Origin of the sequence: Thalassotalea litorea, from assembly GCF_005843925.1 — a bacterium.
Lineage (GTDB): Bacteria > Pseudomonadota > Gammaproteobacteria > Enterobacterales > Alteromonadaceae > Thalassotalea_A > Thalassotalea_A litorea_A.
The window spans coordinates 47,552-61,045 of sequence record NZ_VCBC01000008.1 but is presented as its reverse complement, the minus strand read 5'-3'; the positions used below and the strand labels follow the sequence as shown (position 1 = coordinate 61,045).

13 protein-coding genes are annotated in these 13,494 nt (G+C 43.8%); 4 read left to right on the top strand and 9 right to left on the bottom strand.

The window, feature by feature from the left end; translation table 11 throughout:
- Window positions 1–2: 2 nt before the first annotated feature.
- The 8 genes from FE810_RS09200 to FE810_RS09165 form a co-directional block, all read right to left on the bottom strand.
- On the bottom strand, window positions 3–2,225 hold the full coding sequence (locus tag FE810_RS09200; protein WP_138319762.1) for a polysaccharide biosynthesis tyrosine autokinase: 2,223 nt from the start codon (window positions 2,223–2,225) through the stop codon (window positions 3–5).
- Window positions 2,226–2,249: 24 nt separating this feature from the next.
- Window positions 2,250–2,681 carry a low molecular weight protein-tyrosine-phosphatase gene (locus tag FE810_RS09195; RefSeq protein ID WP_138319761.1) on the bottom strand — a complete coding sequence of 144 codons (432 nt, stop codon included), beginning with the start codon at window positions 2,679–2,681 and terminating at the stop codon, window positions 2,250–2,252.
- 12 nt (window positions 2,682–2,693) lie between these two features.
- On the bottom strand, window positions 2,694–3,818 hold the full coding sequence (locus tag FE810_RS09190) for a polysaccharide export protein (RefSeq protein ID WP_306416900.1): 1,125 nt from the start codon (window positions 3,816–3,818) through the stop codon (window positions 2,694–2,696).
- 1,498 nt (window positions 3,819–5,316) lie between these two features.
- Window positions 5,317–5,721 carry a hypothetical protein gene (locus FE810_RS09185; protein ID WP_138319760.1) on the bottom strand — a complete coding sequence of 135 codons (405 nt, stop codon included), beginning with the start codon at window positions 5,719–5,721 and terminating at the stop codon, window positions 5,317–5,319.
- Between the two features lie 719 nt (window positions 5,722–6,440).
- On the bottom strand, window positions 6,441–6,710 hold the full coding sequence (locus FE810_RS17220) for a DUF3012 domain-containing protein (RefSeq protein WP_138319759.1): 270 nt from the start codon (window positions 6,708–6,710) through the stop codon (window positions 6,441–6,443).
- A gap of 590 nt (window positions 6,711–7,300) precedes the next feature.
- A complete protein-coding gene (locus FE810_RS09175; RefSeq protein ID WP_138319758.1) occupies window positions 7,301–7,807 on the bottom strand; it encodes a DUF3016 domain-containing protein in 507 nt (168 codons plus the stop codon).
- Between the two features lie 353 nt (window positions 7,808–8,160).
- Window positions 8,161–8,451: a type II toxin-antitoxin system RelE/ParE family toxin gene (locus tag FE810_RS09170; RefSeq protein ID WP_138319757.1), complete on the bottom strand. Its 291-nt coding sequence runs from the start codon at window positions 8,449–8,451 to the stop codon at window positions 8,161–8,163.
- On the bottom strand, window positions 8,444–8,665 hold the full coding sequence (locus tag FE810_RS09165) for a TA system antitoxin ParD family protein (protein WP_138319756.1): 222 nt from the start codon (window positions 8,663–8,665) through the stop codon (window positions 8,444–8,446). Before FE810_RS09165 ends, FE810_RS09170 begins: the two co-directional genes overlap by 8 nt.
- A gap of 461 nt (window positions 8,666–9,126) precedes the next feature.
- Here FE810_RS09165 and FE810_RS09160 point away from each other — a divergent pair, with 461 nt between their 5' ends.
- The 3 genes from FE810_RS09160 to FE810_RS09150 all read left to right on the top strand — a co-directional run bounded on the left by FE810_RS09160 (window position 9,127) and on the right by FE810_RS09150 (window position 11,438).
- The gene (locus tag FE810_RS09160) at window positions 9,127–9,756 is read left to right on the top strand and encodes a PEP-CTERM sorting domain-containing protein (RefSeq protein ID WP_138319755.1); all 630 of its coding nucleotides are present in this window, start codon (window positions 9,127–9,129) and stop codon (window positions 9,754–9,756) included.
- A 133-nt stretch (window positions 9,757–9,889) separates the two neighbouring features.
- Window positions 9,890–10,657, top strand: a complete 768-nt coding sequence (locus FE810_RS09155) for a PEP-CTERM sorting domain-containing protein (protein ID WP_138319754.1) — start codon at window positions 9,890–9,892, stop codon at window positions 10,655–10,657.
- A gap of 433 nt (window positions 10,658–11,090) precedes the next feature.
- Complete coding sequence (locus tag FE810_RS09150; protein WP_138319753.1) at window positions 11,091–11,438, top strand: four helix bundle protein; 348 nt, start codon at window positions 11,091–11,093, stop codon at window positions 11,436–11,438.
- A 297-nt stretch (window positions 11,439–11,735) separates the two neighbouring features.
- Here FE810_RS09150 and FE810_RS09145 read toward each other — a convergent pair whose 3' ends face one another.
- Window positions 11,736–12,173: a hypothetical protein gene (locus tag FE810_RS09145; RefSeq protein ID WP_138319752.1), complete on the bottom strand. Its 438-nt coding sequence runs from the start codon at window positions 12,171–12,173 to the stop codon at window positions 11,736–11,738.
- Here FE810_RS09145 and FE810_RS09140 point away from each other — a divergent pair.
- Window positions 12,158–13,342, top strand: a complete 1,185-nt coding sequence (locus FE810_RS09140) for a PQQ-dependent sugar dehydrogenase (protein WP_246037010.1) — start codon at window positions 12,158–12,160, stop codon at window positions 13,340–13,342. The two genes, FE810_RS09145 and FE810_RS09140, sit on opposite strands and share 16 nt — an antisense overlap.
- Window positions 13,343–13,494: the final 152 nt, after the last annotated feature.

Sequence of the window (13,494 nt, the reverse complement as noted above, 5' to 3'; positions counted from 1 at the left end):
ACTCAGTCATTTGAATAAGAGTACGTGTAATTACCATAAATATGAGAAGTACTAGCTTTTTGCTCTACACCGTTAAAAATAATTCCTTTGATGTCTACACCGTTGAGCTCAAATCTTTCATGTGCTACTGCAATTTCTGAGAGTGGATTTAACTCAAACCTGGCCAACATTAGCGATGTGCCAGCATGACGTCCAATTATCGCTGGATCAGTTACAGCTAGAATTGGCGGTGTATCTATAAGAACAAAATCGTACGATGATTTAACTGCTTCTAAAAATTTTTCAAACTCTTCTGACATTAAAAGCTCAGCAGCATTGGGCGGTATAGCTCCACGGGTTATTACGTCAAGATTGCTAATCTCGGATGGCTTAATTGCATCAGCAACACTGCACTTAGTTGAAAGAATATCTGAAAGACCTGCATCCCACTTTAACCCGAAATACTTTTGCAAGTATCCTTTTCTCATATCCGCATCAACAATAAGGATTCGCTTTCCAGATTGAGCTAGGACTGCTGCTAAATTAGCCGACACGAAAGATTTACCAACACCTGGACTGGCACCAGAAATCATAATGATATTATTTTTCGCTTCTAACATAGCAAAGTGAAGGCTTGTCCTTAAGCCCCGTATAGCCTCTACGGACAAGTCTTCAGGAGCGTCTTTCGCCACCAGATGCCCAGTGTTATTTTCTCTATTTTTATTCGATTTTAGTTTCTTTTGAAAGGATTGTTTCAGATTGAATTTAGCCTGACTTTCACTTAGGGGAATAGTCGCATAAACGTTTAGACCTATATCTTCAAAATCAGCAGGATCCGTCACCCCACGATTAAATGCGTTGCGAGCTAAAACAAAGCCGACTGCAGCAATAAAACCGAAAATAAAAGATAGTACTACCATCAATAGCTTTCTGGGTTTTACAGGTTTAGGGAACACTGCGGCATGATCTAATACTCGAACATTTCCAACAGTACTAGCTTTGACGATAGACAGCTCTTGTGTCTTGTTTTGTAACGTAAGATAAATCGCCTGATTAACCTCAAAGTCACGCATAAGCGCAATCAATTGTTGCTGAATGTCCGGTAACGAGTTGGTCTTATCCAAAATCCTTTTTCTTTCTTTGATTAAGTCCGATTGTTGTTTTTTGAAGGAAATATAGTTTGGGTGCTCTTTGGTAAATCGTCGTGATATATCGGCTTCAGCAATTGACATTTCATTAATCTTGCTTTCGATGTTTACAAGATTATCTAATAAGGCCTCAGTTTCCAGACTTAAATCGACAGACTCCTTCTGCATTTTAAAATCATTCAGGGCGCGTTCTGATCGATTTAGATCTCGTAAAACCTCAGGCAACTGTTCCTTAAGGAAAGAAAGACTGTTTTCTGCTTCTGCTGCCAACCTGCGGACGTTTTGAGAAGTATAGTTTTGACTGATCGAATCAAGAATATTTGAAATGTCCCTTCTATTCTCGCCAAGTAAAGTAAGTTGAATTATGCCCGTTTTTTTGCCCATTTCCTGAACGTTTATTGCGGACTGGATATCGAGAATAGCCTGCATCTTCGATTTTTTCATCAACGAAAACTCAGTATGAGCACGTGCTTTCAACAACTCTACTTTCAAGTTCAAGTCTAATTCTTTAACTTCTAAAGCGGTGCCTACGGTTCCTTCTGCAATATGTTGCCCATCTAAAAACAATTGGAACTTATCATTAGTACCCGCAATCAATGTAATTTCAACATCCTGAAACGCAGCTGAAATATCAAAAAACTCGATAGCTATGCTTTCCCCACCCCAAGCATATTTTTCCCCGAAGATCGGAGCAGCAATGCTAGTTGCTTTGTGACGTCGACTAAAAGTCTTTCCAATTATGGGAAAATAGTTGGGTTCAACGATTACATCTAGACCTAAGTCTTCGATGGTTTTTCCTAACACATACCTGGACTTCAGGATTTGAATTTCTGTATCAGAAGAGCTTTCTTGAGAAAACATTTCCGACATATTATCCAGCCCAGGAATGCCGTTCGACTTTTCTTCCACTTGAATAAGCACGTTTGCTTTATAAATTGGTGCTTGAAGAGTTGCAATTATGGACGCAATTAACACAAAGACACCCGTAATAATCGACAATTGCCATTTGTTATCGAGCAAAACCCCAAATAGTTTTTGAATGACTATATGTCCAGCTTCTGTGTTTTGTGAGGCTTTCTCTTTAGTAGAATGATTCATAAATTAAAATTCGATTCAAAGTTATTAACTTAGTTTCGCGCCCCATTGTTTACAGCTATCGCCAATTAATTCATACACAAGTGAAAATACCTCTTCACTTCGCTTGTATGGATCGGGTATTTCCTTATCACCTACCCATTTTCCCAATAACATGGTTTTGCCAGATGCAGCGGGATACTTCTCACGGATCGTTTTCAAATGCCTTTGCTCCATCACCAGGATCAAATCAGCATTAGAAACAATCTCATTGCTGATTTGCCGAGCCTTGTGATTGGCAGAATCATAACCTGCGGCATCGAGCAGCGCCGCAGCGTTCTCTTCAATGCCATGGTCAACAAGCGCGCCGAGACCGGCGGACGTGATGTTTTTGTCAGGAAGCATGTGTTGCAATATGCGCTCAGCACTGGGGCTGCGGCAAATATTGCCCACACAAACGATTAAGATATTGTTAAACATAGAAACTCTTATTTAATCTTGGAAACGGTCGATACCGTCACTTAAATTACGTATTGCAGTAAACGTTGGCACAAGCTGTAACATCACGCGATTCCAGCGAGAAATTGGCGCCGACGTTACATAAACGATGTCCATCGGTTGCAATTCAAACTGGGTACTTAAAATCAGTGCGGCGCCATTAGACGCATCCAGTTGGTACACATCCACTAACTTGTCAGTTTGTGTCGAGGCGCGAAGAACGAAGATGCCACTAGCATCGGCAGTACTTTCGTTCATACCACCGGTATTATTCAGCGCTTCGGCCAAAGTCAGACCTTCGCGGTCAATGCGTTGCGTAACCGGTTGTTCAACGTCGCCCATCACAAAGACTTTTAATGCGTCATTGCGCGGCACATGAATGATATCGTTGTGAGATAACAGACGGTTTTGACTCATATCGCCTTTTTGATACAAGGCATATAAGTCGAGAATTTCTTCTTTACTACCGGTTTCCGTGGAAGAGGTTAACACCACGGAGCGCCAGTCTGCATTTGGTCCCAAACCGCCGGTGGTGTTTAGTGCATCCAACAGTGTCATAGGTACATTTGTAATCGGTAATACGGCAGGTTGTTTGACTTCGCCGGTAACAAAGGTGCGCTGCGAGCGAAAAGCCGCAACGGATACATCAATTTGTGGTTTTTCAATATAGCGACTTAAACGTTCTGTCACTAAATCACGTACTTTTGTAACACTTAGGCCCGCGACTTTGACTTTGCCAATATACGGATAAAAGATTGACCCATCCGCATGAACGACATTACCGGATTCACCAGCGGATCGGAATTGCCCAGCAGGGATAGTAAGTTCAGGGTGATCCCATACAGTAATATTGAGCACATCACCATGGCCAATAATATAGCTGTAGTCATTAACCTGCGCATCTAAGTCGCCATTGATTTTGGCACTTGAAGCTTCACTTCTTAACGCGTTAATCACTTCAGGGGTAACCAACATCGCATTGATTTTTTCTGAGATATCAAATGCGTTTTCTGCATCATTGCGATCAATATCATTAACATGGCCGCCAGGTACAACGGTACAAGCGGATAAACCCGCGATTGCGAAAGATAGAGTTAGTGCTTTAATTTTATTCATCATGCAGTTTCTTTATTATTAACTTTTTTGAATTCTCAATATTGAACATATTCAAAAGCTTAATCAAGACACGCTTCCGCCCATGGGTTTGGCTCCCAAAAGCAAAAACAACGTAATTTTTATAATATCCCGAAAAACGAAGCGCTTTATTTGCGGTTATTACGGGTTGTGTGTGAAATACAAACATTCCACATTCAGGAACATCAAATTCAAAATTGCATGCGAATACAATTAATCAAAAGATCAATTTCACACACGAAATTCAAACGACATTATCGCGGCAACCGTTATTACTTGAACGAAATTACCGTTATTTTGGTGGGATTAGCGCATCCCCCTGAATTATTCATTTAAGAGCAAAAAAGCACCGCCTGAAACCCTCTAAAAGGTTCTAGGATGGCGAATTTAGTGATTGAGAGGTATAAAGAAATTTTGGCAAGTGCGATTGACAGAACTTGTGTCTATCAATACAAAAATCTCGACTATTCCTTAGTCATATATGCCTTCGTATCCTTGGCACATTGTACTACCAGTCAATGGACGTATAATCGTTCAATGACACCCTTTAAACAACTCAGTATCGCCTATCTACCCAACATCCGGTAAACACCATCCGATTAAAGGCAAATTTTTAATACCAACGACCTATTCTTTTTATTGGGTTGTCGCTAATACAAAATTTGAGCTCGTGCTCTAAAACGAAAAAGATTATATGAAAAGTGTCGTAGAAATACTACAAAAATAAACGAATATATTTTTGGAATAATGGGAATAATGCTTGATTTTTCGTAACGTACTAAGCGCTCTAAGGTAATAGCGATTCGAATGATTAAAGCGGATGTGGAGAAGTTCGCGTATGGTGACAGACACAGCAAATAGCGCTGCGCTGAAGTTACAATATTAGCGAAGGTGTCAGACGCTGCAAACCACGCTGCGTCAAGGTGACAATTCGAAATAAAGTTTCGAACGGTGACAGTCCAAAATCAAAGATTCCGGACAGGTGACAAGCTTAACGAAGGTGTCAGACGCTGCAAAACACGCTGCGTCAAGGTGACAATTCGAAATAAAGTTTCGAACGGTGACAGTCCAAAATCAAAGATTCCGGACAGGTGACAAGCTTAACGAAGGTGTCAGACGCTGCAAACCTCGCTGCGTCAAGGTGACAATTCGAAATAGAATTTCGAACGGTGACAGTCCAAAATCAAAGATTCCGAACAGGTGACAGGCTTAACGAAGGTGTCAGACGCTGCAAACCTCGCTGCGTCAAGGTGACAATTCGAAATGATATTTCGAACGGTGACAGTCCACGCTCTTGCCTTAGTCACCCTTAGGCACCTTTCGTCACCCTTAGACACCGTTGATTTTTTCACCTTTCGGCACCCTTAGACACCGTTGATTTTTTCACCCTTAGACACCGTAAAGAAAGGTCGCAGGTCTCAGGTTTCCGAAAGAGCAAAATCAAAAGCCTCTTGCCAAGCGTCTGAATCCTGAGGCCTGCGTCCTAGATCATCCCTTTCGCAACTTTTTGCAACGCCGAGGAAAGCTCACCATATTTCACAACCTCATAGCCTTTCTCTTTATATGAAGTCACGCCTCGGCCAACCGCATGGGCCAGTTCTTTTTTCTGTTCATTGATAATGGCAAAGCTCTGATTTTCTAACACTAATTTGCGAGGTGCGCGTTTGGCTGAAGGTTTGACTGGTTTTGTTGCTCCTGAACCTACGATATCGGAAAATTCAAACCCTTCACTTTTAAGTGCGCTTAATAATTTCTGCGAAGGCAGTTTTAATTTATTGGTAACAGAGGTTAATACTTTTTTAACCTGAACTTTCTCTTCCACGCTTAACTTTTTAATTTCTGCGGTTAATAGCTTTTCATTTAACAACGCGTTTTTTAATACCGTCATTGAATTACCTCATTTAATTATTATTGAAATATATTAATCGAACATTAATAAACCTAATTTAAATTAATGGGTTATGCAAATTGACCACGAGTTATATTTATATATATGACTCTGGTTTAGAGGTAGCTGCTCGGGTGACTACCTGTACCGTCATTCCCAGACACTGCTGGGCATTTAAAGTAAAAGCAGATCCCCACTTCCGTGAGGATGACGGCTTGGGCGTGAACGTGACTGACGGAGCGAGAGGATGGCTGAAGGGGTCAGGATGACGGAATAACATGCGAGCGAAAGCGCACTCGGTGACTACCTGTACCGTCATTCCCAGACACTACTGGGAATCTATAGTAAAAGCAGATCCCCACTTCCGTGAGGATGACGGCTTGGGCGTGAAGGTGACTGACGGAGCGAGAGGATGGCTGAAGGGGTCAGGATGACGGAATAAGATGCGAGCGAAAGCGCACTCGGTGACTACCTGTACCGTCATTCCCAGACACTACTGGGAATCTAAAGTAAAAACAGATCCCCACTTCCGTGAGGATGACGGAATGACCGTTAGGGTGACAGAACAGGATGCGAGCGGAAGGGGTGAGGATGACGGAATGGGCAGTGTCCGCGCTGTTTTTTAGCGACGAAAAACGTCTCAGAAAATTGCTCCATGCATTTTCTGAGATCTGAGACCGGAAACCTAGCCATTGCGCATCAACGATTAGCAATGGCGATCAATCAATCACACAATACTCCGCATAAGCCCCAGCTTCTCGGGAAGACCAGTCACCTTTAGATTTCGCATCCATTTGTGCACACCATTCCGTCTTACCAACTTCGCATTTGACCTTATATTCCATGGAATCAAGCTCTTTGGCATACACTTCAGGGTTGTCTTTGACGTTTTCACACCAAATTCGTTCTCGCTCTTGATCATTCTCTTCTTCGGTCATAAACCCGGTGAGAAAAAGGAAAGTTAAACTAATAAGGATGATTTGCTTCATAATTTTACTCCTGCACTAAAACTGAATAAAGCGTAGCAGAAGAAAAGTAAAAGGTGAGAAACACGGTAACAGCAAAGCGGGGCTCATTATTGAGAACCTTACCGTCAGGACAGGATCTCAATAAAGGTGACAGACGCAGCAAACCACGCTACGTCAAGGTGACAATTCGAAATAAAGTTTCGAACGGTGACAAGCCACGCTCTTGCCTTAGACACCTTGACACCCTTAGACACCTTTAGGCACCTTTAGACACCGTTGATTTTCTCACCTTTAGACACCGTTGCTTTAGCAAAAGCTTTATCCACCCGCGCAGCCTTTCCGTCATTCCCAGATACTACTGGGAATCTAAATCAAAAGCAGATCCCCACTTTCGTGAGGATGACGGGTTGAGCGTTAGGGTGACGGCGTGGGCGTGAATGAAGGTGACGGCGTTGGCGTGAAGGTGACGGCGTGGGCGCGAGAGTGACAGAGAGGGTCGTTCCAGCAAGACATTTCCATCCACGCCGTAGTCACCAAAAACCCGCCAGGACTAGGGTTTTATCCACCAGTTAACTGCGTTAACGACTTGTTTTATCCACCCGTTAACGCAGTTAACCGCTAAACACTTCTTTAAAGTACTCGACTAACAAACGTCGGTCATAACCAAATGATTCATTCGCTTCCAAACCAAACAAGGTACGGGACAAATAGCCCATATCTTTAATGTTGGCAGTTTCTGTTTTGACAACACTACCGGCCGCATCTTTTATTTCATATTCAAATTCCATACGCGGAATATAGGAGTCCTTCAGAACTCGAATCTCCTGCGCATTGAATCGCGTCTCCCCCGCTAAATCAATATCCGAGAATTTAAGTTCAATGGTGACATTTCTCTCTTCAACCGAATCGGCTAATGCCTCGGCCAGGCTTTTCGCAACACTGTCCTCAAATTTCGACTGGACCATCGTATTACCTGCATCAATATCACTAAAGTCAGCGGTGTTGAGCAATGTTACCGTAACGTTTCGATCGGTAACCGTTACGTTTTTTGGGGCTTGTTCTGTGCTTGAGCAAGATACCAGCAAAATAGCGAGGATCGCCATCAACAGTTTATTCATCGTTTCCTCCTTCTGAAACTTTACCTTTGATTCTAGTCGATATACGGGGGGCAGCACTTGAATTACGAACGGTAACAGTCCTGAATCACAGATACCGGACGGGTCTCAAACTTAACGAAGGTGTCAGACGTAGCAAACGACTCTACGTCAGGTGACAATTCAAAATAGAATTTCGAACGGTGACAGTCCGGAAGCAAATACTCCGGACAGGTGACAAGCCACGCTCTTGCCTTAGTCACCTTTAGACACCTTGACACCTTTCGACACCGTTGCTCTTACCACCTTTCGACACCGTTGCTCTTACCACCTTTCGGCACCGTCGCTTTTTTTGACACAATGAAGCCGTGAATTAATCACAACAATCTCTTTGCATCCCGATAAAAGTTTTCATGAGTCCCAATTGTTAATAACTCAAGCACAACCGAACCATCTTCATAGCTATAGCCTAAAAGCGTTAATTGCTTGACCATTTTAAATTTATGTACTCGCATAAACGAAAGGTCACCTTTTTTTTGCTCACCGAGTAAGGGGTCTTCAATTAACGCTCTAATGGCTTTATCTAGATCTGATTTTTGGTTCTCCCGAAGTTTTTTCGTCGTTTTTTTAAAACTTGGGGTTTGTAAAACTTTGGATATTTTAGCCAAAGTCGTATTCCTCAAGTTTTCCGGCTTCTTTTTCTGCTTTAGCAATAATCGCTTGCTTAACAAATTCATATGGAAGCTCAGGATTGTCTTCCATGATTTCACCAATCTTTGCCCAATGCTCAATTTGTTTCGGTGTGGTTCGATTTAGTGCCTTTGCCATAATAGCGGCTTTATCGACTAAATCCTGATCTAATCTAATGCTTGCTGTTGCCATGATATTTCTCCTATTGCACCAGCAATAGTAGCACTCAGCCACTATTGATGCAAAACACCACAACACCAAGGTGACAAGTTAGACAACGGTGACAGTCCGACATCGAAGATTCCGGACGGGTGTCAAACCACGCTCTTGCTTTAGTCACCCTTAGACACCTTTCGACACCTTTAGACACCGTTGCTTTAGCAAAAACCTCTTACCAAGCCCCTGAAACCGGAAACCTGAGACCAGAAACCTAAAAAAGTAAATCTATCGATTTACTTTTTTCCATGTCAGCTTTTTTACCAACCTCCCCCTAACCTCAACCGACCCTTCATCTAACCCTTTGTTTCTATGTACGAAAACACTCGTCATATATCTTGGCCTAAAATATGCTTGAGAACTCAATGCGTATATCGACATACCACATGCAGTAGCCGTTTAAGGAGGAATTCTTTTAACGAACTTGGAATTTAAGCATGATCACTTTAAAAACCTTGCTAAAAGTGAGCGGTATCACACTTTTACTTAGCCTTTCCTCGGCCGCTAACGCCGAACTGATTAAACTACTCGACTTTACGGAAACAAAACCCAAAGATGAAGGTGCGGTACCGGGCGTTTTCACCTTTACCGACCTGGGTGGGGTTGAAGGCTTTAACGTCACCTTTACTACCAATACTGGTGACGACCACTGGTTGGATGCCGGCTCAGGGTTGGGCATTTGCCCACTGGATGACTGTAACCGCAATTCAGAAGACAATATCAATGAAGGCGAAGGCATAAGCTTTAGCTTTACCCTTGACGGTACGCCAATTGTTGTTGCGGATTTCACCATGCTGTTTGCAGGTCATGATGGGGAAGGCATTATCGATTCGATGATCAGTGCCGATGATGTCACCACAAATATGATCAGCGAAGCCATGCCATTAACCACATATACCGTGGCCAGCGATACCTATGCCTTTGTGGTCACCTCAGGTGAGCTGTATCTCGGTTCCATTTGGATTGACAGCGAAAGCTTTCCCCCAAAAGAGGTACCTGAGCCGGCCAACGTATTATTGCTGCTAACCGGTCTTGCCGGGCTTTTGGCATCAAGAAAGCGTAAATAGACCAACACGTTGCAGGGTTAGTGCCATAAGCTGCTACATGCTAACTCAGAACACCACGAACAGAGTGTGCAAGCGTTACCGCCACTCCGTTCGTGTTTATCCGCACATTCGATAACACAGACTTACCGAGGATATGATGAAATGCTTCACCCCATTAATCACTAACATGGCGCGCTGCGTCACTCTGTTAGCCTTGCTGTTAACGCTTACCGCTCGTGCTGAGTTAATTGAAGCCGATGCGTTTGACGACGGCGATAACAAAGCATTCACTCTGGATTTAACCGGGTATGATTTGATCTGGCTCGATGTATCTGAAGTCAAGAACCTTGATATCGATGATATTCAGGTATTATTGGAGGGCAGTTTGCAAGCGCAAGGATGGCGGATCGCGACATTCAATGAAGCCAATCAATTGTTAGATTTTCTGTTTATCCAAAGCCTTGTGCCCGAATCCGTGAGCTACCCTGAGGCTGTTCCGCAATGTATACCGGAATTATTTTGTACATTTATTGAGTATGGTGGCGTGAACAGTGAAACCTGGGCGGGACATCATGCCATTGTAGGCCTGGACGCGCTAACCGATGAGACCTTTGCGCACACCTTTTATGTGTCAACCCGAAAAAATACCTACCATGATTTCAACCTGACCTATAAAAGCCTGATCCCAGCAGCCAGCTTAGAAGGGTACCCTGAACTTTCTCATCCCGATGTATACCTAAATGGTTATAACTCTACATTACCCATGTTTATGGATGCAGACTATATCCCAACACTTGATCCCAACGCCCAACCGTTTTCCTTTTTGCTGGTTAAAGGCCCCCAACAAATCCCTGAGCCAGGATCCATATTGCTGTTAGTATTGGGGTTGTTGGTGGTAAAAATAGGTGGCAGACGCAGATAGACAACGGTGTCAGACGCTGCAAACCACGCTGCGTCAAGGTGACAATTCGAAATAGAATTTCGAACGGTGACAGTCCAAAATCAAAGATTCCGAACAGGTGTCAAGCCACGCTGCGTCAAGGTGACAATTCGAAATGAGATTTCGAACGGTGACAGTCCGGAATCAGAGATGCCGGAAAGGTGTCAAGCCACGCTCTTGCCTTAGTCACCCTTAGTCACCTTTCGACACCTTCAGACACCGTTGCTTTTCTCACCTTTCGACACCCTTAGACACCGTCGCTTTTTACACCGTCGCTTTTTTCTCGCTTAAGCTTACTCCGGTGACTACCTTCACCCTGCTATTTTCATTAGCCTGCGAGTCCACATGTTTATTTAGCTAAGTTTTTAGCCATAGTTTGCTTGAACGTAAAGATTAATAAAGCTGGAGACTAGCTATGTATCACGAAAAACTTGACGTTTGGCAACGAAGCTGTGAGTTATCAGTAAGAATTTATAGAGAGACTGATAACGTAAAAGACTGGGGGTTTCGGAACCAAATCACCCGCTCAAGCTTATCAGTGCCAAGTAACATTGCCGAAGGTATAGAAAAACCAACAGCCAAAGATAAACAAAAATTTCTCTACATCGCTAAAGGATCATTAGCGGAACTAAAAACTCAATTTATTATTGGTGAAAAAATTAACTACATCCCGCAAGAAATTACAAAAGAATGTAAACAAGAAATCGAAGTCATAGACTTTATGCTAACGAGGTTAATTAGTAGCATATCAGGTAAAGGTTAAGGTAGGCTTAATGAAGGTGACAGACGCTGCAAATGACGCAGATAGGCAACGGTGTTAGACGCTGAAAATGACACAGCGTCAAGGTGACAAGTTAGACAACGGTGACAGACGCTACAAACAACGCAGCGTCAAGGTGACAATTCGAAATGAAATTTCGAACGGTGACAGTCCGGAACCAAATATTCCGGACGGGTGTCCACGCTCTTGCCTTAGTCACCTTTAGGCACCTTTCGACACCCTCAGACACCTTTCCTTTTCACACCCTTAGGCACCGTCGCTTTTCTCACCGTCTTTTTTTTACACCTTCGCTTTTTTCATCCTTGTAAAAACAAAGCCTCCGATAGCGCCCGCGAGACATTGCGCGTAAAAGCCCCAACCTCTGGCACCGGCGATCACGTTGATGTTCATGATGGATTCAATCGCGGTTAGTACTGTAATAAAAGCCACGATGCCAGCCAAGACAAACAATACAGCGCGATAGGCATTCAGTCGTTTGGCGATCAATCCGGCAACGAAAAAAGCGATTAACAGGGCGATCGCGATTATCATCCCGTACGTGGGTAAAAGCCCGAGCCAATCGTCAACCGTTAAGTTAACACGATCATTAAACTCGACCACAACGCCAACCTTTACTAATTGATTGACAACATATTGGCTATGGAACAAGCTAGCCAATGTGAATGTTAGCAACCAAGAAGCGAAAAATGGGAGCAAAAGGCGTGTCAAAAATTGCATGGTTTTCTCAACGTAAAGCAACGAGTTTTTCTTACCCTAACAAACGCTTGCAACGTAAACAATTCTTCAATGATTTTGTCTTGTCCCTATGTGCTTTTTTTTCCATGCATGCCAACGGTGCAGAGCCTGACAAAGACTATCGTGTGCAGACCCTGGCGACCGAATTACGCTCCCCCTGGAGTATGGTGGAATTACCCGGTGGTATCTGGTTAATTACCGAACGCGATGGCCATGTGGTGATCGCACAAGGTGCGGAGCAATCCAGAGTTAACTTAGGGCTTGATGGGTTATATGTCGCCGGTCAGGGAGGGTTACTGGATATCGTACTATCCCCGGATTTTCATACAACCAACGATGTGATTTTCACCTACGCTCAGGGCGAGCAAAAAGCCAATCGTCTGGTTGTCGTCAAAGCCAGGTTTAACGGTTCAGGTTTTTCTCAGCCAGAAATCGTCTATCAGGTAGCAACCGATAAAGGGACACCGCAACATTATGCTGGGCGAGCGCTGATCCTGCCGAACAACACCCTTATGCTCTCCAGCGGTGATGGGTTTGATTATCGGGAACAGGCACAGGTGATCAGCAGTCAACTTGGCAAAGTATTACGCATAAATCTAGATGGCAGCATCCCCAAAGATAATCCTTTTATGGCTCACCAACACCCCGCGGCACACGCTGTTTTTTCACTGGGCCATCGCAACCCCCAGGGGTTAGTGTATGACTATGACACAAAGCAAATTGTCAGCCATGAGCATGGCCCGGCAGGCGGTGACGAATTAAACTATCTGCATGCGGGCACCAATTACGGTTGGCCTGTTATCACCCATGGCAAAGATTATTCTCAAGCACGCATCTCCCCTTTCACCGACTATGAGGGGATGCAAAAACCCACGGTTGATTGGACGCCTTCCATTGCCCCGTCCGGCATGGCTTATTATGGTACCCAGCAAACAGCATTCCCCTCACTACAAAAACATGTCCTGATCACCACCCTGGTAGATAGAAAACTCTATGCTGTGGATTTAGCGAATGGCACGTTTACCCGATCCCATGTGTTTCCGGAGATTGCCGGACGTTTAAGGGATGTGTGGATCACCCAAGCGGGGAATATCGCGGTATTGACCGACGGAGATGGTGCAAAATTGCAATTGATAACACCAAGGCGTTAAAGCCTGAAACCTAGAGATTCTTACCGCAGGTCAGAATCTCGCGGAAGGTGACAATTCGAAATAAAATTTCGAACGGTGACAGTCCGGAAGCAATTACTCCGGACAGGTGACAAGCTTATCGAAGGTGACAGTCCGGAATCAAATATTCCGGA